Source organism: Streptomyces sp. NRRL B-1347, assembly GCF_000720325.1.
Taxonomy (GTDB): domain Bacteria; phylum Actinomycetota; class Actinomycetes; order Streptomycetales; family Streptomycetaceae; genus Streptomyces.
Genome location: NZ_JOJM01000020.1, coordinates 25,129 through 49,718 on the forward strand (window position 1 = coordinate 25,129; position 24,590 = coordinate 49,718).

Here is a 24,590-nt window from a genome sequence, read left to right on the forward strand (position 1 = left end):
AGCGACCCCTTAGAGCTTCATCAGACTGGCGTCGTCGACCGAGGCCGAGTGGCGGGAGCGGAACAGCGACACGATGATCGCGAGCCCCACCACGACCTCGGCCGCGGCGACGACCATCGTGAAGAAGGCGATGATCTGGCCGTCCAGATTGCCGTGCAGCCGGGAGAACGCGACGAACGCGAGGTTGCAGGCGTTGAGCATCAGCTCGATGCACATGAAGACGACGATCACGTTCCGCCTGATCAGCACGCCGGTGGCGCCGATGGCGAACAACAGGGCCGCCAGGTAGAGGTAGTTGACCGGATTCACTTCGACGCCTCCTCGGTCTGCTCGGCCCGGTCGCCGCCCGCGCCGCTCCCGGTGTCCGTGCGGCGCAGGTCGGGGCGCTCCAGGCGGTCCGTGGAGCGCTGCTCCAGGGCCCGCAGGTCCTCCAGGGCCTCGGTGGAGACGTCGCGGATCTGGCCGCGCTCCCGGAGGGTCTTGTTGACCGTGAGCTCCGAGGGCGTGCCGTCGGGGAGCAGGCCCGCGATGTCCACGGCGTTGTGCCGGGCGTAGACGCCCGGGGCCGGGAGCGGCGGCAGGTGCTTGCCCGCGCGCACCCGCTCCTCGGCGAGCTCGCGCTGGGTCTTGGCGCGCTCCGTGCGCTCGCGGTGGGTGAGCACCATCGCGCCGACGGTCGCCGTGATCAGCAGGGCGCCGGTGATCTCGAAGGCGAAGACGTACTTCGTGAAGATGAGGGCGGCCAGGCCCTCCACGTTGCCGCCCTCATTGGCCTTGCCCAGGCCGTTGAAGTCCTTCACCGAGGCGTTGCCGATGCCCGCGAACAGCAGGACGGCGAAGCCGAGTCCGCACAGGGCGGCCAGCCAGCGCTGCCCCTTGATGGTCTCCGTCAGGGAGTCCGCCGCGGTGACGCCGACGAGCATCACGACGAACAGGAAGAGCATCATGATCGCGCCGGTGTAGACGACGATCTGGACGATGCCCAGGAAGTACGCGCCGTTGGCCAGGTAGAAGACCGCCAGGATGATCATGGTCCCGGCCAGGCAGAGGGCGCTGTGCACCGCCCTCTTCATGAGGATCGTGCTCAGCGCGCCGATCACGGCGACCGTGCCGAGCACCCAGAACTGGAAGGCCTCGCCCGTGGAGGTGGTGTAGGCCGCGACGGAGGTCACGCGTCCACCTCCTCGGCCCTGGACTCCGGCGCCTGCTCGCCCTTGGAGGCGGCGACCTGGCGCTCCGTGCCGGGGGCCGCCCGCGTCACCAGGCCGCGGTAGTAGTCCCCCTCGTCCGTGCCGGGGTAGATCGCGTGCGGCGCCTCGACCATGCCCTCGTCCAGGCCCGCGAGCAGCTGCTCCTTGGTGAAGATCAGGTTCTGGCGGCTGGTGTCGGCGAGCTCGAACTCGTTCGTCATCGTCAACGCGCGCGTGGGGCACGCCTCGATGCACAGGCCGCAGAAGATGCAGCGGGCGTAGTTGATCTGGTAGACGCGGCCGTACCGCTCGCCCGGGGAGTAGCGCTCCTCCTCGGTGTTGTCCGCGCCCTCCACATAGATGGCGTCCGCGGGGCAGGCCCAGGCGCACAGCTCGCAGCCGACGCACTTCTCCAGGCCGTCCGGATGGCGGTTGAGCTGGTGCCTGCCGTGGAAGCGGGGAGCGGTGGTCTTCTGCTGCTCCGGATACTGCTCGGTCAGCCGCTTCTTGAACATGGCCTTGAAGGTCACGGCGAAGCCCGCGACGGGGTTCTGGAACCCCTGATCCGACTGGTTCGCCTGTGCCGCTTCCTGGCTCTGCGGCTGCTCGGGCAGCTGCCCGCTCCGCCGCCGGTCCGGCGTGTTCGACTGCTCAGCCATCGGACGCCTCCTTTCCGTCACTTTGAGTATCCGGGCCACCACTGACAATCAACTCCCGCTCGTGGCGCGGGCGTCGGCGCGGCACGGGCGGCAGGGTCTGTCCGGGCAGCGGTGGCACCGGGAAGCCGCCCGCCATCGGGTCGAAGGCGCCGGATTCGGCGGGCTCGGCGGCGACCGCCGCCTCCTTCTCCCGCTTGTCCCTGAACAGGTCGAACAGGACGGAGAGCAGGAGCAGCGCGATGACTCCGCCGCCCACATAGAGCGCGATCTCGCTGAAGTCGTAGTCCTCGTTGCGCAGCGCGCGGACGGTGGCGACGAGCATCAGCCACACCACCGACACCGGGATGAGGACCTTCCAGCCGAGCTTCATCAGCTGGTCGTAGCGGACGCGGGGCAGCGTGCCGCGCAGCCAGATGAAGAAGAACAGCAACAGCTGCACCTTGAGTACGAACCAGGCCATCGGCCACCAGCCGTGGTTGGCCCCCTCCCAGAAGCCGCTGATGGGCCAGGGAGCCCGCCAGCCGCCGAGGAAGAGCGTCGCGGACACGGCCGAGACGGTGATCATGTTGATGTACTCGGCGAGCATGAAGATCGCGAACTTGATCGACGAGTACTCGGTGTTGAAGCCGCCGACAAGGTCGCCCTCGGACTCCGGCATGTCGAACGGCGCGCGGTTGGTCTCGCCGACCATCGTCACGATGTAGATCAGGAACGACACCGGCAGGAGCACCACGTACCAGCGGTCGTGCTGCGCCTCCACGATCGCCGACGTGGACATCGACCCGGAGTACAGGAAGACCGACGCGAACGCGGCGCCCATCGCGATCTCGTACGAGATCATCTGCGCGCACGAGCGCAGACCGCCCAGGAGCGGATAGGTGGAGCCGGAGCTCCAGCCCGCGAGCACGATGCCGTAGATGCCGACCGAGGCGACCGCGAGGATGTAGAGCATCGCGATCGGCAGGTCGGTGAGCTGCATCGTGGTGCGGTGCCCGAAGATCGAGACCTCGTTGCCCGCGGGCCCGAAGGGGATCACCGCGATCGCCATGAAGGCGGGGATGGCCGCGACGACCGGCGCCAGGATGTAGACCACCTTGTCGGCGCGCTTGACGATCAGGTCTTCCTTGAGCATCAGCTTGATGCCGTCCGCGAGGGACTGGAGGAAGCCCCAGGGGCCGTTGCGGTTGGGGCCGATGCGCAGCTGCATCCAGGCCACGACCTTGCGCTCCCACACGATGGCGAAGAGCACGGACACCACGAGGAACGCGAAGCAGAAGACCGCCTTGATGGCGACCAGCCACCACGGGTCGCGACCGAACATGGAGAGGTCTTCGGCGGCGAGCTGGGTCATGGGGCTCACGACTGCACCTCCTGGGCGCCCTGGGCGGGCTCGACGCGGACAGCGGGGCCGATCCTGACCAGCTCGCCCGGCCGCGCGCCCGTGTCGGAGGCGACGCCGCCGCCCACGGAGTTCAGCGGCAGCCACACCACGCGGTCGGGCATCTCCGTGACCGCGAGCGGGAGTTCCACCCGCCCCGCGGTGCCGGTGACGGCCAGCGTGTCGCCGCTCTTGACGCCCGCCTCGGCCGCGGTGGCCGCCGAGAGCCGGGCCACCGCCGCGTGCCGCGTACCGGCCAGCGCGTCGTCGCCCTCCTGGAGGCGGCCCCGGTCCAGCAGGAGCCGGTGCCCGGCGAGCACGGCCTCCCCCGCGGCGGGCCGCGGCAGCTGGACCGCGGTCTCCAGGGGCTCGGTCGCGCGCGGCCCGTCCCAGCCGCCGAGCCGGTCGAGCTCGCGCCGGACGGTCTGCAGGTCGGGAAGGCCGAGGTGGACGTCGCCCGCGTCGGCCAGCATGTGCAGGACGCGCGCGTCGGTGGGCGCGAGGCGGCGCGTCATCTGGTCCGGCTTGAGCGCCGCCTCGAAGAGCCGGGCCCTGCCTTCCCAGTTGAGGAAGGTGCCCGGCTTCTCGGCGACGGCGGCCACCGGAAGGACCACGTCGGCGCGCTCGGTCACCTCGCTCGGCCGCTGTTCGAGCGACACCAGGAAGCCGACCGCGTCGAGCGCCTCACGCGCGCGTGCCGGGTCGGGCAGGTCGGCGACCTCGACGCCCCCCACCAGGAGGGCGCTCAGCTCGCCGGTCGCGGCGGCCTCGACGATCTGGCCGGTGTCCCGGCCGTAGCGGTGCGGGAGTTCGGCCACGCCCCAGGCGGCCGCGACCTCGTCCCGCGCGCGCGGGTCGGTGGCCGGGCGGCCCCCGGGGAGCAGGGACGGCACCGCGCCGGCCTCGACGGCACCGCGCTCGCCCGCGCGGCGCGGGATCCACACCAGCGACGCGCCGGTCGCCGACGCGGCCCGCACGGCGGCGGTGAGCGCTCCTGGCACGGACGCGAGCCGCTCGCCCACGACGATGACCGCGCCCTCGGCGCGCAGCGCCTCGGCGGCCTTCGCGCCGTCGTCCTCGATGCCGACCCCGGCGGCGAGCGCGTCCAGCCACTCGGTCTCCGTGCCGGGCGCGGCGGCAAGGAGCGTGCCGCCCGCCTTCGCCAGGCCGCGCGTGGCGTGCGTGGCGACGGCGTACGTGCGCTGGCCGTGCTTGCGCCACGCCTTGCGGAGCCGCAGGAACACGCCGGGCGCCTCCTCCTCGGCCTCGATGCCGACGAGCAGGACGGCGGGCGCCTTCTCCAGCGCGGTGTACGTGACTCCGCTGCCGTCGAGGTCCCGGCCGCGCCCGGCGACCCGTGCCGCAAGGAAGTCGGCCTCCTCGCTGGAGTGCACCCGCGCGCGGAAGTCGATGTCGTTCGTGTCGAGCGCCACGCGTGCGTACTTGCTGTACGCGTAGGCGTCCTCAAGAGTGAGGCGTCCACCGGTGAGGACACCGGCCCGCCCGCGCGCGGCGGCGAGGCCGCGTGCGGCCGCCTCCAGCGCCTCGGGCCAGCTGGCCGGTTCGAGCTCGCCCGAGGACGCGTTCCGCACCAGCGGCGTGGTCAGGCGATCCGGCTTCTGCGCGTACCGGAAGCCGAAGCGGCCCTTGTCGCAGATCCACTCCTCGTTGACCTCGGGCTCGTCCTGGGCGAGCCGTCGCATGACCTTGCCGCGCCGGTGGTCGGTGCGGGTCGCGCAGCCGCCCGCGCAGTGCTCGCACACGGACGGCGTCGACACCAGGTCGAAGGGGCGCGACCGGAAGCGGTAGGCGTGCGACGTGAGCGCTCCCACCGGGCAGATCTGGATGGTGTTCCCGGAGAAGTACGACTCGAAGGGGTCGCCCTCTCCGGTGCCCACCTGCTGGAGCGCGCCCCGCTCGACCAGCTCGATCATGGGGTCGCCCGCGATCTGGTTGGAGAAGCGGGTGCAGCGGGCGCACAGGACGCACCGCTCGCGGTCGAGCAGCACCTGCGTGGAGATCGGCACCGGCTTCTCGTAGGTGCGCTTGCTGCCCTCGAAGCGGGACTCTGCGTTGCCGTGCGACATGGCCTGGTTCTGCAGCGGGCACTCGCCGCCCTTGTCGCAGACCGGGCAGTCCAGCGGGTGGTTGATGAGCAGCAGCTCCATCACGCCGTGCTGGGCCTTCTCGGCGACCGGCGACGTCAGCTGCGACTTGACGACCATGCCGTCGGTGCAGGTGATCGTGCAGGACGCCATCGGCTTGCGCTGGCCCTCGACCTCGACGATGCACTGGCGACAGGCGCCCGCGGGGTCGAGCAGCGGGTGGTCGCAGAAGCGCGGGATCTCGATGCCGAGGAGCTCGGCGGCACGGATGACCAGGGTCCCCTTGGGGACGCTGATCTCGATGCCGTCGATCGTCAGCGTGACCAGGTCTTCCGGCGGAACCGCCGCCTCCCCGCCTCCGGAGGGAGCGCTACTGGTGGTCACTGTCATGCGTTCACCTCCGTGCTCTCCAGGGGCCTGTCGGCCCAGAGCGTCGACTTGGCGGGGTCGAAGGGGCAGCCCCTGCCCGTGATGTGCTCCTCGTACTCCGCGCGGAAGTACTGGAGCGAGGAGAAGATCGGCGAGGCGGCGCCGTCGCCGAGGGCGCAGAAGGACTTGCCGTTGATGTTGTCGGCGATGTCGTTCAGCTTGTCGAGGTCGGCCAGCACGCCCTTGCCCGCCTCGATGTCGCGCAGCAACTGCACGAGCCAGTAAGTCCCTTCGCGGCAGGGCGTGCACTTGCCGCAGGACTCGTGGGCGTAGAACTCGGTCCAGCGCGTCACGGCGCGTACGACACAGGTCGTCTCGTCGAAGCACTGGAGGGCCTTGGTGCCGAGCATCGACCCGGCGGCGCCCACGCCCTCGTAGTCCAGCGGGACGTCGAGGTGCTCGTCGGTGAACATCGGCGTCGAAGAGCCGCCCGGCGTCCAGAACTTGAGGCGGTGCCCGGGCCGCATGCCGCCGCTCATGTCGAGCAGCTGGCGCAGCGTGATGCCGAGGGGCGCCTCGTACTGGCCGGGCGACGCGACGTGCCCGCTGAGCGAATACAGCGTGAAGCCGGGCGACTTCTCGCTGCCCATCGAGGTGAACCAGTCCTTGCCGCGTTGCAGGATCGCGGGAACCGATGCGATGGACTCGACGTTATTGACAACAGTGGGGCACGCGTAGAGACCCGCGACCGCAGGGAAAGGGGGACGGAGTCGCGGCTGGCCACGGCGGCCTTCGAGCGAGTCGAGCAGCGCGGTCTCCTCACCGCAGATGTACGCGCCCGCGCCCGCGTGCACGGTGAGTTCGAGGTCGAGTCCGCTGCCCAGGACGTTCTTGCCGAGGTAGCCCGCCGCGTATGCCTCGCGCACGGCCTCGTGCAGCCGCCGCAGTACGGGGACGACCTCACCACGCAGATAGATGAAGGCATGCGACGAACGGATCGCGTAGCAGGCGATCACGATGCCCTCGATGAGGGAATGCGGGTTCGCGAAGAGGAGCGGGATGTCCTTGCAGGTCCCGGGCTCCGACTCGTCGGCGTTGACAACTAGATAGTGCGGTTTGCCGTCGCCCTGCGGAATGAACTGCCACTTCATGCCCGTGGGGAAGCCCGCGCCGCCGCGGCCGCGGAGCCCGGATGCCTTCACATAGGCGATGAGGTCGTCCGGCTCCATCGCGAGGGCCTTGCGGAGCCCCTCGTAGCCCTCGTGACGCCGGTAGACGTCAAGCGTCCAGGACTTCTCCTGGTCCCAGAAGGCCGAGAGGACCGGGGCGAGCAGCTTCTCGGGGCTGGTCTCGTTGATCTCGGCGGCCAAGGTCATCACTCCCCCTCCTCGCGGTCCTCGCCGACCGGGCCCGCGGAGTGCGAGGGGTCGGATGCCGAGGTCCTCTGCGGCGCGTCGTGCGAGCTCAGGTGCTCGCTGGGCGACGGGTCGTGCGGCTGTGTGCCCTCCGGTCCGCCCGTGCGCGGATGGACCACGCGCGCGGGGGGCGCCTCGCCCTTGGCCAGGCGAAGGCCGATCAGGGAGGCCGGGCCCGCGCCGCCGGTGGCCTCGACGGCTCCGGGGCGCTCGTCGGGGAAGCCCGCGAGGATGCGGGCCGTCTCCTTGAAGGTGCACAGCGGGGCGCCGCGGGTCGGCTCGGCCTGGACGCCCGCGCGCAGGTCGTCGACGAGGCGCTTGGCGCTCCGCGGGGTCTGGTTGTCGAAGAACTCCCAGTTGACCATCACCACGGGCGCGAAGTCGCAGGCGGCGTTGCACTCGATGTGTTCGAGCGTCACCTTGCCGTCCTCGGTGGTCCCGCCGTTGCCGACGCCCAGGTGCTCCTGGAGGGCCTCGAAGATGGCGTCGCCGCCCATGACCGCGCAGAGCGTGTTGGTGCACACGCCGACCTGGTAGTCGCCGGAGGGCTTGCGCCGGTACATGGTGTAGAAGGTCGCGACGGCCGTGACCTCGGCGGTGGTCAGGTCGAGCACCTCCGCGCAGAACCGCATCCCGGTGCGCGTGACGTACCCCTCCTCCGACTGCACCAGGTGCAGCAGCGGCAGCAGGGCGGAGCGGGAGTCCGGATAGCGGGCGATGACCTCCTTGGCGTCCGCTTCGAGCCGGGCCCGTACGTCGGCCGGGTAGTCGGGGGCGGGGAGTTGGGGCATCCCCAGGCTCGTCGGCGATGCGTCTGTCACCGGTCGACGCCTCCCATCACGGGGTCGATGGACGCGACGGCGACGATGACGTCGGCGACCTGGCCGCCCTCGCACATCGCCGCCATGGCCTGCAGGTTGGTGAAGGACGGATCGCGGAAGTGCACCCGGTAGGGGCGGGTGCCGCCGTCGGAGACGACGTGCACGCCGAGTTCGCCCTTGGGGGACTCCACGGCGGCGTAGGCCTGTCCGGGCGGCACCCGGAAGCCCTCCGTCACCAGCTTGAAGTGGTGGATCAGGGCCTCCATGGAGGTGCCCATGATCTTCTTGATGTGGTCGAGCGAGTTGCCGAGGCCGTCCGGGCCGAGCGCGAGCTGGGCGGGCCAGGCGATCTTCTTGTCGGCGACCATGACCGGGCCCGGCCGCAGCCGGTCCAGGCACTGCTCGATGATCCGCAGCGACTGGCGCATCTCCTCCACGCGGATGAGGAAGCGCCCGTAGGAGTCGCAGGTGTCGGCGGTCGGGACGTCGAAGTCGAACGTCTCGTAGCCGCAGTACGGCTGGCTCTTGCGCAGGTCGTGCGGGAGCCCGGCGGAGCGCAGGACCGGGCCGGTGGCGCCGAGGGCCATGCAGCCGGTCAGATCGAGGTAGCCGACGTCCTGCATGCGGGCCTTGAAGATGGGGTTCCCGGTGGCGAGCTTGTCGTACTCGGGGAGGTTCTTCTTCATCTTCTTCACGAACTCGCGGATCTGGTCCACCGCGCCGGGCGGCAGGTCCTGGGCGAGTCCGCCGGGCCGGATGTACGCGTGATTCATGCGCAGGCCGGTGATCAGCTCGTAGATGTCGAGAATGAGTTCACGATCACGGAAGCCGTAGATCATGATCGTGGTGGCGCCCAGTTCCATGCCGCCGGTGGCGATGCACACCAGGTGCGAGGACATCCGGTTCAGCTCCATCAGGAGCACGCGGATGAGGGTGGCGCGGTCGGGGATCTCGTCCTCGATCCCGAGGAGCTTCTCGACGCCCAGGCAGTACGCCGTCTCGTTGAAGAACGGCGTCAGATAGTCCATGCGCGTGACGAACGTGGTGCCCTGGGTCCAGGTGCGGTACTCGAGGTTCTTCTCGATGCCGGTGTGGAGGTAGCCGATGCCGCAGCGGGCCTCGGAGACCGTCTCGCCCTCGATCTCCAGGATGAGCCGGAGCACGCCGTGCGTGGAGGGGTGCTGCGGGCCCATGTTCACGACGATGCGCTCGTCGTCGGCCTCGACCGCGGACTTGGCGACCTCGTCCCAGTCGCCACCGGTGACCGTGTAGACGGTGCCTTCGGTGGTCTCGCGCGCGGAGGCGGAGGAAGCGGATGCAAAGGGAGTGCTCATCAGCTGTACGACCTCCGCTGGTCCGGAGCCGGGATCTGGGCGCCCTTGTACTCGACGGGAATGCCGCCGAGCGGGTAATCCTTCCGCTGCGGGAAGCCCTGCCAGTCGTCCGGCATCATGATGCGCGTGAGCGCGGGATGGCCGTCGAAGACGAGGCCGAAGAAGTCGTAGGCCTCGCGCTCGTGCCAGTCGTTGGTCGGATAGACCTCGACGAGGGAGGGCACGTGCGGGTCGGCGTCCGGGGCGCTGACTTCCAGGCGGATCAGGCGGTTGTGGGTGAGCGAGCGCAGGTGGTAGACGGCGTGCAGCTCGCGTCCCTTGTCGCCGGGGAAGTGCACGCCGGACACGCCGGTGCACAGCTCGAAGCGCAGCGCCGGGTCGTCCCGCAGGGTCCGGGCCACCCGGGGGAGGTGCTCGCGCGCGATGTGGAAGGTGAGCTCGTCGCGGTCGACGACCGTCTTCTCGATGGCGTTCTCGGGGACGAGGCCCTGTTCCTCCAGGGCGCCTTCCAGTTCGTCGGCCACTTCGTCGAACCAGCCGCCGTAGGGCCGGTTGGCCGCGCCCGGGAGCCGGATGGAGCGGACCAGGCCGCCGTAGCCCGAGGTGTCGCCGCCGTTGTCGGCGCCGAACATGCCGCGCTGGACGCGGACCTCCTCGCCGTGCTCGCCGCGCTGGCCGGGGAGGTTGGAGGCGCCGAGGTCCCGCTCGGGGTTGACCCCGTCGGTGCCCTTGGCGGCGTTGTCGTTCGCGTCGGTCACCGCAGCAGCCCCTTCATCTCGATGGTGGGGAGCGCCTTGAGGGCCGCTTCCTCCGCCTCGCGGGCCGCTTCCTCGGCGTTCACGCCGAGCTTGGTGTTCTGGATCTTGTGGTGCAGCTTCAGGATCGCGTCCAGGAGCATCTCGGGCCGGGGCGGACAGCCGGGCAGATAGATGTCGACCGGGACAACGTGGTCCACGCCCTGGACGATCGCGTAGTTGTTGAACATTCCGCCGGAAGACGCGCAAACCCCCATGGAGATCACCCACTTGGGGTTGGGCATCTGGTCATAGACCTGCCGCAGGACGGGCGCCATCTTCTGGCTCACGCGTCCGGCCACGATCATCAGATCCGCCTGCCGCGGCGAGCCGCGGAAGACCTCCATGCCGAAGCGCGCCAGGTCGTAGCGCCCGGCGCCGGTCGTCATCATCTCGATGGCGCAGCACGCGAGGCCGAACGTGGCGGGAAAGACGGATGCCTTGCGCACCCACCCGGCGGCCTGCTCGACGGTGGTCAGCAGGAATCCGCTCGGCAGTTTCTCTTCGAGTCCCATGCTCAGTGGCTCCTCTGTCCCCTTCCGGGGCTCAGTCCCATATCGGGGGTCAGTCCCTTGCCGGGGTCAGTCCCATTCCAGGCCGCCGCGCCGCCATACGTACGCGTACGCGACGAAGACGGTGAGCACGAAGAGCAGCATCTCCACGAGCCCGAAAATCCCCAGGGCGTCGAAGGTGACGGCCCAGGGGTAGAGAAAGACGATCTCGATGTCGAAGACGATGAAGAGCATCGCCGTCAGGTAGTACTTGATGGGGAAACGCCCGCCGCCGGCCGGCGTGGGGGTCGGCTCGATTCCGCACTCGTAGGCCTCGAGCTTCGCGCGGTTGTAGCGCTTGGGGCCGACAAGCGTGGCCATGACCACGGAGAAAATCGCAAAGCCTGCCCCGAGGGCTCCCAGTACGAGGATGGGCGCATACGCGTTCACCGCTCCTCGCTCCTCTCAGTCGGCACTGACTGCTGGCGGTTGCGTCGGACCCGCTCGCCGCCCCGCCCGTATGCGATCCCCGGGCCTTCGGAGCTCCTCGAAGATCGCTTACATGTGAAGCAGGTCACAAGCCCAACTGCCCCGCATCTTATGCCCGCCGGTCTGTGATCTGCGACACGGGGTACGACAACGGCTTTGTGATCTCCACCACCTGACGAAGGATCATGAAGTCGGATGAGCGGTGATCTTCGTACGCGAAGCACCTGAGTGATCACCAGAGGTGACATCTTGACGCGTCAGGGCTGGTCGGGGCGGTGTTGCATTATCAAGAGATGGCCACTACAGACAAATTGGCGCTGGACTTGATCACTTGATAGAGGGGCACGTTCACACGTTGGCGGCAGAAGTGTGGACGGCAGTGGACGCGCGCCCGTGAAGGCGGCGGGAAGGGGCGGGCGGCTCCGCCGTGTGCACGCGTTCACGAGACCGCCGCGAACTCGCGCGCGAAAGAGGGGGACAAAGAAGGGGAGGGGGGACCGCGCGGCGATCCGGAGGGAGCCCCTCAGATACCCGGGAGATATCAGCCAGATCTCAGCCAGGTCTCAGGCGGCGCTCACGCGACCCGGAAGGTGACCTGCGTCACACCTTCACCTCGGGTCGAACAACCGGGCTTGGCCAACGGCCTCAACGCGTGTTAGACCACGGGCAATTCGGACGTAACTCGAAAAACCCATGATCACAGGCGTGATCACCTCTGTCCACATTGCCCGTTACGGCGTCAATAAGGAGCGACACGCCCGGGATTCAAGCCCGCGCGGGGCAACTGTGGCGCAGCACACGTTTCTTGAAGGGAACCCCCACTCCTTGATAGCGGTTGTTCCCATGTCCCACACCGCTCACATACCCAGCCACCGGAAGCCCCGTCGCAGCGCGTCGAAGATGGCTCTGCGCGCCGGAGTTGCCGGTGGCGTCCTCAGCACCCTGGCAGTGGCCGGCGCCGCTGGTACGGCGAACGCCGCCGAGCCGGTGACCGAGACGATCGAGCTGCCCACCCTCACCGCCGATCTGTCCGCTCAGATCGCGCAGTCCGCGGACGCCACGCAGCAGACCGCCGACGGCTACGAGGCGCGCGCCCAGCAGGAGGCCGCCGCCGTCAAGGCCGCCAAGCAGGCCACCAAGGACCAGAAGGCCGCTGAGAAGAAGGCCGAGGCCGAGAAGAAGGCCAAGGCCGAGGCCGAGGCCAAGCGCAAGGAGGCCCAGGAGCGCGCCGCGCGGGCCACCGAGCGCACCCAGCTCAGCACCAACTCCACCCCCTCCGGCGGCTCCGGCGGCTCCGGCGGCGGTTCCTCCGCCTCCAACGCCTCCAATGCCTCCGCGCCCTCCAGCGGCAGCGTGGCGACCGTCATCAACTTCCTGAAGGCCCAGCTGGGCGACGCGTACGTGATGGGCGCCTCGGGCCCCAACGCGTGGGACTGCTCCAGCCTCGTGCAGGCCGCCTTCAAGCAGGTCAACGTGGACCTGCCGCGCGTCTCGCAGGCGCAGTCGACGGCCGGCACGCCGGTCTCGCTCTCCAACATCCAGCCTGGCGACATCCTGTACTGGGGTGGCGCGGGCTCCGCGTACCACGTGGGCGTCTACATCGGCAACGGCCAGTACCTGGACGCCGCGAACCCGAGCAAGGGCGTCGTGATCCAGGACCTGTCGGGCTACCCGGCCTCCGGAGCGGTACGAGTGCTCTGAGCTTGAACCACGAAGAAGGGCCGCCGCTCCTGTCAGGAGCGGCGGCCCTTTCGTGAGAGCCCCGCGGCCTTTCGGGGCGCACCCCTCAGGCCTTGGGGGCCACCTTGCTCAGGCCGTTGATGATGCGGTCCATCGCGTCGCCGCCCGTCGGGTCCGTCAGGTTGGCGAGCATCTTCAGGGTGAACTTCATCAGCAGCGGGTGCGTGAGGCCGCGCTGGGCGGCGATCTGCATCACCTTCGGGTTGCCGATGAGCTTCACGAAGGCGCGGCCGAGCGTGTAGTAGCCGCCGTAGGTGTCCTTGAGGACCTTCGGGTAGCGCTGGAGGGCCAGTTCGCGCTGGGCGGGCGTGGCGCGGGCGACGGCCTGCACGATGACGTCCGCGGCGATCTGCCCGGACTCCATGGCGTAGGCGATGCCCTCGCCGTTGAACGGGTTGACGAGGCCGCCCGCGTCGCCGACGAGCAGCAGGCCGCGGGTGTAGTGCGGCTGGCGGTTGAAGGCCATCGGCAGGGCGGCGCCGCGGATCGGGCCCGTCATGTTCTCCGGGGTGTAGCCCCAGTCCTCGGGCATCGAGGCGCACCAGGCCTTGAGGATCTCGCGCCAGTCGAGCTCCTTGAAGGCGGCGGAGGTGTTCAGGACGCCGAGGCCGACGTTCGACGTGCCGTCGCCCATGCCGAAGATCCAGCCGTAGCCGGGCAGCAGGCGGTCCTGGGCGCCGCGGCGGTCCCACAGCTCCAGCCAGGACTCCAGGTAGTCGTCGTCGTGGCGCGGCGACGTGAAGTACGTGCGCACCGCGACGCCCATCGGGCGGTCCTCCCGGCGGTGCAGACCCATCGCGAGCGAGAGGCGCGTGGAGTTGCCGTCGGCGGCGACCACCAGCGGCGCGTGGAAGGTGACCGGCGTCTTGTCCTCGCCGAGCTTGGCCTCCACGCCGGTGATGCGGCCGGTGCGGTCGTCGACGATCGGGGCGCCCACGTTGCACCGCTCGTAGAGCCGCGCGCCCGCCTTCTGGGCCTGGCGGGCGAGCTGCTCGTCGAAGTCATCGCGCTTGCGGACGAGTCCGTAGTCGGGGAAAGAGGCGAGATCCGGCCAATCCAGCTGGAGCCGCACCCCGCCTCCAATGATGCGGAGGCCCTTGTTCCGCAGCCAGCCGGCCTCTTCGGAGATGTCGATGCCCATGGACACCAACTGCTTCGTGGCACGCGGCGTCAGGCCGTCGCCGCAGACCTTCTCCCGCGGAAACGCGGTCTTCTCCAGGAGGAGCACGTCGAGCCCGGCCTTCGCCAGGTAGTACGCGGTGGTCGAACCGGCGGGACCCGCGCCGACGACGATGACGTCCGCGGAGTTGGCGGTGGTGTCGGAGAGCGGCTCGGTCACGGAGGGTTCTCCCCAAGGCTCGAAATCGGTGTGCCGACCGGCACGGGATGAGGGCAGTCTATGAGGCGGTACTGATCAATCACCCGAAGGGCCACTTGTGAGCGACGTGAGCGAGCTGAGCGACGCCCCCCGCCGGACCGGCACCGCCCCCTCCGTCGGCCTGCGCGTGCCGACCCACGAGGACGCCTTCGTCTGGCACCGGCTCTTCGACGACCCGGAGGTCATGGAGTACGTGGGCGCGGGCGTGCCCAACGAGCTCTCCGTGTACGAGGAGCTGACCGCGCGCCAGCGCCGCCACGACGCGGAACTGGGCTTCTGCCTGTGGACGTTGCTTGACCCGGCCGGCGAGCCCGTCGGCCTCGTCGGCGCCCAGCCGTGGCCGCGGGACTGGGGGCCCACGGGGGAGATCGAGATCGGCTGGCGGCTCGCGCGCCGGGCGTGGGGGCGCGGCTACGCGATGGCGGCGGGCCGCGCGACCCTGGACCGGCTGCGGGCGGCGGGCGTTCCGTCGGTGGTCGCCGTGATCGACGTGCGCAACGAACGGTCCATGGCGGTGGCCGAGCGCCTCGGCATGGAGCGCGCGGAGACGTACTCCGTGCCCGGCACCGACCGGCGCTCGTCCTGCTACCGCGTGGGGTTGTAGTCCGGCCCGGCCGGGCTACCCTTCCCCTACCGCCGGGGCCTCCCCTACCGCTGGGGGCTCGCGCCCCTGCCGCTGGGGAGTGACGCCTGTGCCGAGGACGCCGGGGGACGCCGGTCCGCTGGAAGTGCGTGTGCCGCGCTTCGTGGGCCTGATGGGGATGGACGCGCGCGAGAAGGCCGTCAAGCACGGCGTGCGCCTGGTGGCGGGCGACCGCTCCGAACTCCACGACGTGATCCTGGAGTACGTCGTGCGCCAGTACCCGCTGCCGGAGGCCGAGGTGCCGCGCGGCGCCGTCGTGACCGTGTGGTTCGACCTCGGTCCCGACGAGGGCGAGGGCGGCGCGGGCGTGCGCGAGCCGCGTCTCCCCGGCCCTTCGGACGGCGGCCTCCAGCGGGAGCTGGCCGAGCCGGGGCAGCCGGAGGTCGGCGTCGGCGGCTGAGGTCCGCGGCTGAGGTCCGCGGCCCCGGCCGACCGGCGGCCGGGGCGTGTCGCCCGCGCCGCCGGTCGGCCCGTGGTCAGCCCGTGGTCTGCCAGGTGTCGAGCGCCGTCCGGTGCGTCCGCGCGCCGTGCGCCGTTGACCACACCTTCGCGCGCCAGGAGAGCTGGATCGCGTACTCGGTGCCGTCGTCGGTGACGTAGCTCTGGTTGATCGCGTGGATCTTGCGGCCCGACTTGTCGGTGTACGTGTACTCCCACACCGCGCCCGCGCGGCCCTGGAAGGTGTTGTCCTCAAGGCGGATCCGCCGGTAGTCGGACTTGTCGGGGTCCTTCTCGGCGTGCTCCTCCATGTTCGTGAGGTTCTCGTACGAGGTGTAGCCGGCGTCCGGGATCACGCCGACCTGGAAGTGCTCCGCCCCGTTCGCGCCCGCGTACGTGGACTGCGTGGGGTTGTCACCGGCGCGGCTGCCCCAGCCTTCGGGGGCCGCGAACGAGAACCCCTTGGAGTCGGTGACGCGCTCGGAGCCCGGCGGCACTGCGGCGTCCCCCGCGGTCTCGCCGCCGCCGCTCTCCTCTTCGGAGGGGCGCGCCGGGTCGGTCGGCCGGTCCTGGGTCGGCTCGCCGGTGTGGCTGACGGCCGGGCCGTTCTCGCCGTCGTCCTCGGAGCCGGTCGAACCGTCGTCCGCCGTGCCGGCGCTCTCGTTCTCGCCCGCCTTGTCCGACGTGCTCCGGTTGTCCTGCCAGACGACGATGCCCGCCGTCGTGCCGCCGCCGACGAGCAGGGCGACGGCCAGCGTGACCGCCCAGACCCCGGCGCGGCCGCCGCGCCGGCGCGCGGGGACGGGCGGCGCGGCCAGCACGCCCTGGGTGGGGGCCGCGCTGGGGTCGTACGGGCCGGGCACCGCGTACGCCGCGGGCGCGCCGCCGGGGCCCGCCGCGCCGGGCGGCACCGGCGGCGCCTGCCCTACCGGCGGGCCCGGCGGAACCGGCGGCACCCCGCTCCCGCGCGCGGTGAACACCGCCACCACGAGCACCGCTCCGGCCACCCACAGCAGCCCGAACAGCAACAGGTCCGGCATGCTCACGCCCGCGTCGAACGAGCCGCTCGACGTCTCCCCGCCGAGCCCGCGCCGCTCGGCGGACGTCTCGACGCCGAGGCCGCCGACGGCGGCGAGCAGCAGGATCAGACCGAACGAGAGCCCCGCGGCCAGGATCTGCTCGCCGCGCCGGGCGCAGCGGCGCGCGCCCACGAGCGCGATCACGAGGGCGCACACCAGGCCGAGCGCCAACGCGCCGACGACAGCGCCTGAGTTGACCAGGTCGCCGAGTTTCGACAGGCCGAACGACGCGCTCTCGTAGTCGTCGCCGTACCGCGAGCCCCGGCCCGCCTCGGATTCGAGCGGCGCGCCCCAGCCGAGGCCGAGGGCGTGCAGGCCGAGGTTCGGCAGGAGAAGCAGCGCGACGAGGTGGGGCGAGACGCGGTCGTCCGACACGTCCGAGCCGGGCACGTCGGAGTCGCCGCTGAAGGCGTCGATCTGGGTGACGCTGAGGTACGCGGTGACGGAGCTGAGGACGAGCACGACGGCGAGGGCGCGCAGGGATGCGCCCAGGGCGCGGGTGAAGACCTGTGCGCCGGGGCGGGCGGCCAGCCAGGGCGCCGCTCCGTCGCGGTGCAGTACGGCGCCGCAGACGCCGAGGCTGAGCGCGAGCGCGCCGAGCATCGCGAGGAGCGGCCCGGACGACACCTCTACGCGCTGGATCTCGGGCTGCCCGAAGAGGGCGAGCACCAGCACGCCGAGCGCGGTGAGCAGCCCGACGCGGACGGCCGCTTCGAGCCCCGCCGTGCCGCCCGGCAGGCTCTGCCCGCGCAGCCGGAGGCGGTTCCTGAGGATGCGCGCGCCGACGACGAGCGCCCCGATGAACAGCGCCGTGACCGTCAGCGGTACGAGGTGCACGGCGAAGGTGCCGTCGACCGCCGTCTCCGTCGACGAGCCGTCGAGGCTGCTGCTCTCCTCGCTGCCCGAGAACTCCAGGCTGCCGCCCACCGCCTGGAGGACGAAGCCGAGTGCGATCCGCAGCCGGTCGCCGAAGCCGACGAAGTCCTCGTCATCCTGGCCGTACTTCGGGACGGCGCAGGCGAGCGCGGAGAGCAGCAGCGCCGCGAGCGGCCACAGCGCGGCCTGCGCGGACCCGGCCCAGTCACCGCGCGCGGTCCGCCCGAGGAAGGCACCGACGGGCGAGGGAGCGGCGGGGACGGGGGCGTATGCCGGGGTGGGCGGGGTTGCCAGGGAGAGTGGTGACGGTGGGGCCAGCGGTGTCGGTGGGGCTGCTGGTGGCGGTGCGGCTACCGGTGGCGGTGCGGCCGTCGGGGTGGGGGGAACCACCAGGGTCTTGGGGTGACTTGGACCTTCGGGGGCGCCCTCGGGAGCGCCCGCGGGAGCGTCCTGGAGCGCTTCTTGTGGCGCGTCTTGAGGCGCGGCGTCCGAGGCCTCCCCCGTCGGCTCCGGAAGGCGTTCACGCCCGCACTTCATGCAGAAACGGGCCTCGTCCGGGGATGGCGCCCCGCAGTGCGGGCAATACGACGACATCGGAACGCTCCGTCTTGAGGAGATCGTCAGGGGGACGGGTCGGTGAGCGCCGACCGTTATGCTCCGGCCACGCGGAGTGGCCGGTACATATCAACTGACACATCTTCCCCGGCGTGCGGTTCCCGTCAACCGCCGCGTCCGAAACGACCGTTCGACCTCTTGTCGAAACGACCGTTCAGTCCTTCTTGAACCCCCGGTGGAGCGCCACCACGCCGCCCGTCAGGTTGCGGTACGCCACCTTGGACCAGCCCGCGTCGGACAGGCGCGCCGCCAGCTGCGGCTGGTTCGGCCAGGAGCGGATGGACTCGGCGAGGTAGACGTACGCGTCCGGGTTCGAGCACACCGTGCGGGCCACCGGCGGCAGCGCGCGCATCAGGTACTCGATGTAGACCGTGCGGAACGGGCCCCACGTCGGCTCGGAGAACTCGCAGATCACCACGCGGCCGCCGGGGCGGGTCACGCGGAACAGCTCGCGCAGCGCGGCGTCGGTGTCCTGCACGTTGCGCAGGCCGAAGGAGATCGTGACGGCGTCGAAGGTGTCGTCCTTGAACGGCAGCTTCGTGGCGTCGCCCGCGGTGAACGGCATCCACGGGTGGCGCTGCTTGCCGACCCGCAGCATGCCGAGCGAGAAGTCGCACGGCACCACGTAGGCGCCCGCCTGCGCGAAGGGCTGCGAGGACGTGGCCGTCCCGGCAGCGAGGTCGAGGATCTTCTGCGCGGGCCGCGCGTCGACGGCCCTGGCGACCTCCTTGCGCCACAGCCGGGCCTGGCCGAGCGAGATCACGTCGTTCGTGAGGTCGTACCGTTCCGCGACGTCGTCGAACATCGAGGCGACTTCGTGCGGCTGCTTGTCCAGGGATGCGCGGGTCACCCGGCCTATTGTGTCAGGCCGGTCTTCTTCCTCGGCCGGGGCCTCTCGCCTGCGGCGGGCGGGCGCCCTCGCGTCTGCCCTCTTACCCTTTGCTGGCGAGTGCGGCGTCATCGTGGTTGCTCGCGCAGTTCCCCGCGCCCCTTTCGGGGCGCCTCGCCTCAGCGGCGGCGGAAGAGGAGGCGGCCCTCGATGGCCGTGGCCAGGCAGGTCTCGTCGTCGGTGAAGATCGCGAAGTCCGCGGGTGACGACGGGGTCAGGGCGGTTCGGAGCGGAGCTTCGGTGACGACCCTGATGCCTGAACGGGTGACGGCCGTGCGGACCGGAGGGTGGGTGAAGGGGCCCGTCAGGGTGGTGGTGCCGGTGGCCAGGAGTCGCTGGAGGCCGCGGCGGGCGCTGTGGCCCCAGCGGGTGTCCGTCATGCCGAGCCGGTCCAGGTCCGCGCCGGTCAGCGGGGCCGTGCCGAGCTCGTCGGCCTCGCGCGGGTCGGGCCAGTACGCGGACTCCAGGAGGGCCGCGGCGTCGGGCTCGTGGCGGCCGGGGGTCAGGACGCCGTCCCAGCGCCGGACCCGGGCGCGCTCGCCGTACGCCGCGAGCAGCTCCTCGTACGGGCCGACGGCCGCGATCCGGGCGCCGTCGACGACGACGGCGTCCGCCCCCGCGGGGGCGGGCCGGACCGCGCGTACGTGGTGCAGTGTCAGCAACTGGCCCTCGCGCGGCCCTAGTTGGCGGTGAGGAGCTTCAGCTCCGGGTGGGCCGTGCCGCCCTCGATGGCGGTGGAGGAGATGTGCGAGGCGACGCGCTCGTCGACCGGGTCGTTCGCCGGGTCGTCGTGCACGACCAGGTGCTCGTACGTCGTGGCGCGCTGGGCGGGGACGCGGTCGGCTGTGCGGATCATGTCGATCATCTCGCGCAGGTTGGAGCGGTGCTTGGCGCCCGCGGAGGAGACCACGTTCTCCTCCAGCATCACCGAGCCGAGGTCGTCCGCGCCGTAGTGCAGCGTCATCTGGCCCGCCTCCTTGCCGGTGGTCAGCCAGGAGCCCTGGATGTGCGCGACGTTGTCCAGGAAGATCCGCGCGATCGCGATCATCCGCAGGTACTCGAAGAGCGAGGCCTGCGTACGGCCCTTGAGGTGGTTGTTCTCCGGCTGGTACGTGTACGGGATGAAGGCCCGGAAGCCGCCCGTCCGGTCCTGTACGTCGCGGATCATGCGCAGGTGCTCGATGCGCTCGGCGTTCGTCTCGCCCGTGCCCATGAGCATCGTGGAGGTGGACTCCACGCCCAGGTTGTGCGCGGCCTCCATGATCTCCAGCCAGCGCTCGCCGGACTCCTTCAGCGGGGCGATGGCCTTGCGCGGCCGCGCCGGGAGCAGCTCGGCGCCCGCGCCCGCGAAGGAGTCGAGCCCGGCGGCGTTGATCCGCTGGATGGCCTCCTCGACGGACACCTTCGAGATCCGGGCCATGTGCTCGACCTCGCTCGCCCCCAGGCTGTGGATGACGAGCTGCGGGAACTCCTTCTTGATGGCCGCGAAGTGCTTCTCGTAGTACTCCACGCCGAAGTCCGGGTGGTGGCCGCCCTGGAACATGATCTGCGTGCCGCCCAGCTCCACGGTCTCCGCGCAGCGGCGCAGGATGTCGTCGAGGTCCCGGGTCCAGCCCTTCTTGGTGTCCTTCGGGGCGGCGTAGAAGGCGCAGAACTTGCACGCCGTCACGCAGACGTTCGTGTAGTTGATGTTCCGCTCGATGATGTACGTCGCGATGTGCTCGGTGCCCGCGTACCGGCGGCGGCGCACGGCGTCGGCCGCCGAGCCGAGCGCGTGCAGCGGGGCGTCCCGGTACAGGGCGAGCGCCTCTTCGGCGCTGATCCGTCCGCCCGCCGCGGCACGGTCGAGGACGGCTGTGACATCAGAGGACGTGAGGTCGGCCTTCTCGGTCACCGGGGCGTCCCTTCCGTAAGGGGGTTGGACAGATCGCTCTTCAGCGTACGCCAGCGCTCCGGGGCCCCCGCGTCCGGTGGTCGGCGCCCCGGCGTCAGGCCGCGTACGCGCCGAGCAGGACGCCCGTGAGCCCGCCCGCCAGCAGGAACGGGCCGAAGGCTATGGCCGTCCTGCGGCCCGCCCCGCGCACCACGACGAGCCAGCCGCCGTACAGCGCGGCGCACACGAACCCGGCGAACGTGCCGAGCAGCAGCATGCCCCAGCCGTACCAGCCAAGGACCGCGCCCAGCGCGAGCGCGAGCTTGACGTCGCCGAACGCCATCCCGTTCGGATTGATCAGGAACAGCACGAAGTAGCCGCCGCTGAGCACGAGCGCGCCGAGGGCCGCCTTCGCCCAGTCGCCGCCGTGCTCGGGCAGCGCGGCCGCCACCCCGAGGAGCGCGAGCGCCGCCCCCGCGAGCGGCAGGGTCAGCACGTCCGGCAGCCGCATCACGGCGCGGTCGACCCAGGCCAGGACGAGGGCGGGCGGCACGCACAGCAGCCACACCACGAGCTCCGGGCGCGGGCCCGTCGCCAGGCCGAGCAGCGCGCAGACCGCCGCCGCGACGAGCGCGAGGACGGGGCCCCGGGGGCCGTACCGCTCCCCGTCCGGGCAGCGGCCCGGGCCCAGCCAGCCCCGCACCTCGTGCGCGCCGCTCGGGCAGCGGTCGCGCCAGGGCTCGCCCGCCGGGGCCGAGAAGCGGTACACGGCGCGCGGCAGCGCGAGTCCGGCCAGGGCGCCCCACAGCGCGCCGCCGAGCACGAGCGGCAGTTCCACCACGGTCACCCCACCGCCGTGAGTCCGTCGCGCCACGCCGGAAGCAGCTCGTCGAGCAGCGCCTCCGTGCGCGGCGGGAGGCCGCGCGCGCCGCTGCGCGCAACCAGGTCGGCGGCCAGGGCCTGGAGCCGGGCGGGGTCATCCGTGGCGTGCGTGGCCCGCAGCAGTTCGTTCCACAGCCGTTCGTCGGCGGGGGCCGAGGCGCGGGCGGAGGTCAGCGCCTCGATGGCCTGCTCGGCGCGCCCCTTCTCCAGGTGGAACTCGCTGAGCGCGAGCCCGATGTCCGCCACCAGCAGCGGCAGCTGCGCGTCGACGATCTCGTGCGTCAGCCAGCCGTAGCGCCCCTGGGGGCGGTCGGCGAGCAGCGGGCCGCGGACGAGGACCAGCGCGTCCGTGAGCATGCGGCCGCGCACCGCGCGGTTGCCGGCGCCGCGCCCCTGCGTCGCCTCGTGGTACAGCGAGCGCAGCACGTCCAGGTCGGAGACCACGGACGGGGCGAGCGTGAGCCGGCCCGACTCGTCGGCGCGCAGCCGGGGCGCGCCGTCCGGATCGCTGCCGAGCCACTCCCGGACCCGGTCGACGAGCGCGTCCCGCACGTCCTCGGTCACGCCGCGCGGCCACAGCGCGGAGGCGAGCACGCGCGGGTGCACCCCTTCGCGGTGGAGCAGCAGCAGCGCGAGCGCCTCGTGGAGCAGCGGGCTGCGCTCGCCGTCGGGCGTCTCCAGGCCGATGATCTCGTACGACCCGACCAGGCGCGCGTACACCGCGGGGCGGCCCTGCTCGCTGACGTCGACGAGGAAGGGGGGTGCGGCCGCGCCGCCGGTGGAGTCGTCGTCGCCGTCGCCGCCGTCGGGGTCCACCGCGGTGAACAGCTCGACCACCGCCCGCTGGAGCGCGTCCGGCAGCTGCTGCGCCGCCAGTTCGAGGCCGAGCAGCGGGGCCAGCAGCTTGCCGTCGGCGGTGATCTCCATTTCCCAGGCGGCACCGGGCAGTTCGCCGGAGTCCGTGCCGACGAGATAGCCGATGCCGAGGCGGCTGGCGTCGGCGGCCAGCTCGGCGAGCTTGACGGCCTCGTCCGCTGCGGGCCGGTCCGCGAGCAGCACCAGGTGGGGCGCCCAGCGGGTGTGCTGGGCGGGGCCGGTGCGGCCGGTGAGGACCGAGTCGTGCCCGGCGGCGCCGAGTGCGCCGCGCCGCTGCCGCGTCTCGGCCTCCATGGTCTCGATGAGCGCCTCGACGTCCTCCAGGTGCCGCAGCCGGTTCGGCGCGAGCGGGGTGAGGTCGCGGCCGAAGCCGACCAGCGTGATCGTCATGCGGTCCGACCAGCCGTTGGTGGCCAGCTCGGCGGCGACGGACGCGAACACGGCGGCCCGGTCGGCGACGGCACCGCTCAGCGAGACGATGCCCGGCACCGCTTCGAGGTTGAGCAGCAGCCGCGAGTCGTCCATGGTGCCGAGGCAGACCAGGCCGGGATAGGGCGCCGCCGCGTCCACGTCCTCGTACGCCTCGGCGTCGGTGCGCGCGAGCGTCCAGAACGTCTGGTCCTGGCCCAACCGCCAGGGCGCGGGCGGCCGTCCCGCGGGCTGTGCGAGCTGGAGGTGCAGGTCGCCGTTGCTCAGCCAGGCCGCGTACACCGTCGGCAGCGGGCGGGACTCGGCGGTGAGCGCGGCGGCGAGGCCGCGCAGGCCGCGGTCCAGGAGCCGGACGCCCTCGGGGTCGGCGCCCACGAGCAGCGCGTCCTGCGCATCGGCCGCGGTGCCGGTCGGCGTGGGCGGCTCCATGCCGCGGCGCCCGCCGACGGCGCCCATCGCCGACTGCCACAGCGCGTGGCGGCGGCGCCTGCCGAGCGCGCCGAGCAGCCCGGCCGCGAGCAGCGGTGCCCCGACGAGCGCCTCGGGGAGCCCGAAGGAGAAGCCGTCGGACTCGGCCGCCGTGCCCTGGTCGCCCGCGGCGGGCGCGGCGGGTTCGCCGGTGCCCCGGCCGCCACCCCGCTCCGCGCCGCCCGGACGCTGCTCGGGGATCGTGATGTGCGCCGTGTCCCGGTCGACGGATCCGCCGCCCTTGCGGTCAGCGCCCTGCCGGTCGCCGCCCTGGTGGGCGCCGCCGCCCCGGCGCTCGTCCCCGGTCTTCGCGTAGTCGGAGATCTGCTCGCGGACCTCCTTCGGCACCTCGGGCGCCTCGTCGGGCATCTCGACGAGCTCGCCGCCGTGGGCGTCGGCGGGCATCTCCATGATCCAGCCGGGCCGGATCAGACTGGCCTCGGAGAGGCGGGAGCCGTCGGGCTGCTCGCGGTCCTTGTTGAGCTGGTAGATCTCCTTGTACCTGCGGCCGTCGCCCAGGTGCCGCTCCGCTATCTCCCACAGGGAGTCGTGGTGGCGGCCCTCGGGCGGCTGGATGCGGTAGAACTTCGTGTCGCCGTCCTCGCCGGTGCCCGCGCGGTCGGCGGCCTGCGCCGCCTGGTCCGCGACCGCGTTCGCCGCGGCCGCCGCGCCCTGGTGCTCCTGCGCGAAGAGGCCCGGCGTCCGCTGGGCGGCCGCCGCCGCGGGCTTCTGGTTCCCCTCGGGGGACTGCCCGAACTGCGAGAGCCCGGGCGCGAAGCTGGCCGCCGTGGCGCCGATGAGCAGCACCGCGGCGACCAGCTGCCGCGCGAGCACCTGGCTCGGTCCCGCGCCCGGCACCCGCCCCGGCATGCCGACCCCGGACAGGGCGGCCTTCACCTCGACGAGCACACAGGCGGTGAACTGGGCCCAGGCCAGCCACACGACCACCGTCAGCACATTGACGAACGTGCCGACCGTGATCTCCTGCTGGAGCCAGTCGAGGGACGGTGCCCCGCCGGGCAGCGGCCAGCCCACGAAGTACGCGAGCGCCCCGGGCACGCCGACGAGCAGCGCGGCGAGGGCGACGAAGGCGAGGAACGCCTTGACGAAGTCCCCGGCCGAACGCCGTCGCGTCGGCAGCGGCTGCGGCGTCCTGTTCCGCGGCGTCGCCGGGGTGCCCGACGAGCCGTTCGAGGAGCGGGTGTTGCGTCGCGCCATGGCGGGTGTCCTGGTCCTGGTCCTGTGAATGGGGGCCTGTGGGTGGGTGCTTGTGGGTGGGTGCTTGTGGATGGGGGTCTGTGGGTGGGGATCTGTGGATGGCTGCCAGCGAGTGGGTGCCTGTGGTGCCGGAGCACGTAC

The 24,590-nt window shown here is 71.7% G+C and carries 21 protein-coding genes and 1 pseudogene; 3 read left to right on the forward strand and 19 right to left on the reverse strand.

The genetic code is table 11. The annotated features are described in order from the left end of the window. Positions 1–9: 9 nt before the first annotated feature. The 11 genes from nuoK to IG74_RS0118765 form a co-directional block, all read right to left on the reverse strand. On the reverse strand, positions 10–309 hold the full coding sequence (gene nuoK / locus IG74_RS0118715) for an NADH-quinone oxidoreductase subunit NuoK (RefSeq protein ID WP_030678055.1): 300 nt from the start codon (positions 307–309) through the stop codon (positions 10–12). Further along, positions 306–1,172: an NADH-quinone oxidoreductase subunit J gene (locus IG74_RS0118720; protein WP_030678058.1), complete on the reverse strand. Its 867-nt coding sequence runs from the start codon at positions 1,170–1,172 to the stop codon at positions 306–308. Before IG74_RS0118720 ends, nuoK begins: the two co-directional genes overlap by 4 nt. Beyond that, positions 1,169–1,849, reverse strand: a complete 681-nt coding sequence (nuoI, locus tag IG74_RS0118725; RefSeq protein ID WP_234334372.1) for an NADH-quinone oxidoreductase subunit NuoI — start codon at positions 1,847–1,849, stop codon at positions 1,169–1,171. The genes IG74_RS0118720 and nuoI overlap by 4 nt, the downstream gene beginning before the upstream one ends. Beyond that, positions 1,842–3,209, reverse strand: coding sequence for an NADH-quinone oxidoreductase subunit NuoH (gene nuoH / locus IG74_RS0118730; RefSeq protein WP_030678064.1), 1,368 nt, complete (start codon positions 3,207–3,209; stop codon positions 1,842–1,844). The genes nuoI and nuoH overlap by 8 nt, the downstream gene beginning before the upstream one ends. Continuing rightward, positions 3,206–5,722, reverse strand: coding sequence for an NADH-quinone oxidoreductase subunit G (locus tag IG74_RS0118735; RefSeq protein WP_030678067.1), 2,517 nt, complete (start codon positions 5,720–5,722; stop codon positions 3,206–3,208). Before IG74_RS0118735 ends, nuoH begins: the two co-directional genes overlap by 4 nt. After that, positions 5,719–7,080 carry an NADH-quinone oxidoreductase subunit NuoF gene (nuoF, locus tag IG74_RS0118740; RefSeq protein WP_199818852.1) on the reverse strand — a complete coding sequence of 454 codons (1,362 nt, stop codon included), beginning with the start codon at positions 7,078–7,080 and terminating at the stop codon, positions 5,719–5,721. Before nuoF ends, IG74_RS0118735 begins: the two co-directional genes overlap by 4 nt. Then, a complete protein-coding gene (gene nuoE, locus IG74_RS0118745) occupies positions 7,077–7,907 on the reverse strand; it encodes an NADH-quinone oxidoreductase subunit NuoE (protein ID WP_107058968.1) in 831 nt (276 codons plus the stop codon). The genes nuoF and nuoE overlap by 4 nt, the downstream gene beginning before the upstream one ends. A gap of 26 nt (positions 7,908–7,933) precedes the next feature. Further along, a complete protein-coding gene (locus tag IG74_RS0118750; protein ID WP_030678076.1) occupies positions 7,934–9,271 on the reverse strand; it encodes an NADH-quinone oxidoreductase subunit D in 1,338 nt (445 codons plus the stop codon). Further along, positions 9,271–10,029, reverse strand: coding sequence for an NADH-quinone oxidoreductase subunit C (locus tag IG74_RS0118755; protein ID WP_030678078.1), 759 nt, complete (start codon positions 10,027–10,029; stop codon positions 9,271–9,273). Before IG74_RS0118755 ends, IG74_RS0118750 begins: the two co-directional genes overlap by 1 nt. Further along, positions 10,026–10,580: a NuoB/complex I 20 kDa subunit family protein gene (locus tag IG74_RS0118760; protein ID WP_030678080.1), complete on the reverse strand. Its 555-nt coding sequence runs from the start codon at positions 10,578–10,580 to the stop codon at positions 10,026–10,028. Before IG74_RS0118760 ends, IG74_RS0118755 begins: the two co-directional genes overlap by 4 nt. 66 nt (positions 10,581–10,646) lie before the next feature. Next, on the reverse strand, positions 10,647–11,006 hold the full coding sequence (locus IG74_RS0118765; RefSeq protein WP_030678082.1) for an NADH-quinone oxidoreductase subunit A: 360 nt from the start codon (positions 11,004–11,006) through the stop codon (positions 10,647–10,649). A gap of 882 nt (positions 11,007–11,888) precedes the next feature. Here IG74_RS0118765 and IG74_RS0118770 point away from each other — a divergent pair. Next, on the forward strand, positions 11,889–12,746 hold the full coding sequence (locus IG74_RS0118770; RefSeq protein ID WP_030678084.1) for a C40 family peptidase: 858 nt from the start codon (positions 11,889–11,891) through the stop codon (positions 12,744–12,746). Between the two features lie 85 nt (positions 12,747–12,831). Here the strand turns inward: IG74_RS0118770 and IG74_RS0118775 are convergent, their stop codons facing one another. Then, positions 12,832–14,124, reverse strand: a complete 1,293-nt coding sequence (locus tag IG74_RS0118775) for a geranylgeranyl reductase family protein (protein ID WP_030678087.1) — start codon at positions 14,122–14,124, stop codon at positions 12,832–12,834. 97 nt (positions 14,125–14,221) lie between these two features. On the opposite strand from IG74_RS0118775, the gene IG74_RS0118780 reads away from it, so the two are divergent. After that, positions 14,222–14,767, forward strand: a complete 546-nt coding sequence (locus IG74_RS0118780; protein ID WP_420709912.1) for a GNAT family N-acetyltransferase — start codon at positions 14,222–14,224, stop codon at positions 14,765–14,767. Between the two features lie 124 nt (positions 14,768–14,891). Beyond that, entirely contained in the window at positions 14,892–15,206 is a 315-nt protein-coding gene (locus IG74_RS0118785) for a PASTA domain-containing protein (RefSeq protein ID WP_037825704.1), read from the forward strand. Positions 15,207–15,282: 76 nt separating this feature from the next. Here the strand turns inward: IG74_RS0118785 and IG74_RS0118790 are convergent, their stop codons facing one another. The 7 genes and pseudogenes from IG74_RS0118790 to IG74_RS0118815 form a co-directional block, all read right to left on the reverse strand. Then, positions 15,283–17,589, reverse strand: a complete 2,307-nt coding sequence (locus IG74_RS0118790; protein WP_051855014.1) for a hypothetical protein — start codon at positions 17,587–17,589, stop codon at positions 15,283–15,285. Positions 17,590–17,724: 135 nt separating this feature from the next. Continuing rightward, positions 17,725–17,793 (reverse strand): annotated as a pseudogene (locus IG74_RS54690) (zinc-ribbon domain-containing protein); the annotation flags it as partial. A 175-nt stretch (positions 17,794–17,968) separates the two neighbouring features. Next, entirely contained in the window at positions 17,969–18,664 is a 696-nt protein-coding gene (locus tag IG74_RS0118795) for a demethylmenaquinone methyltransferase (RefSeq protein WP_030678097.1), read from the reverse strand. Positions 18,665–18,822: 158 nt separating this feature from the next. Then, a complete protein-coding gene (locus IG74_RS0118800; protein WP_030678100.1) occupies positions 18,823–19,365 on the reverse strand; it encodes an imidazolonepropionase-like domain-containing protein in 543 nt (180 codons plus the stop codon). Positions 19,366–19,382: 17 nt separating this feature from the next. After that, the gene (gene mqnC / locus IG74_RS0118805) at positions 19,383–20,597 is read right to left on the reverse strand and encodes a cyclic dehypoxanthinyl futalosine synthase (protein WP_030678103.1); all 1,215 of its coding nucleotides are present in this window, start codon (positions 20,595–20,597) and stop codon (positions 19,383–19,385) included. A gap of 94 nt (positions 20,598–20,691) precedes the next feature. Further along, entirely contained in the window at positions 20,692–21,417 is a 726-nt protein-coding gene (locus IG74_RS0118810; RefSeq protein WP_030678106.1) for a prepilin peptidase, read from the reverse strand. Positions 21,418–21,419: 2 nt separating this feature from the next. After that, positions 21,420–24,449 (reverse strand): BTAD domain-containing putative transcriptional regulator, encoded by a 3,030-nt coding sequence (locus IG74_RS0118815; protein ID WP_030678109.1) that lies wholly within the window; start codon positions 24,447–24,449, stop codon positions 21,420–21,422. Positions 24,450–24,590 lie beyond the last annotated feature (141 nt).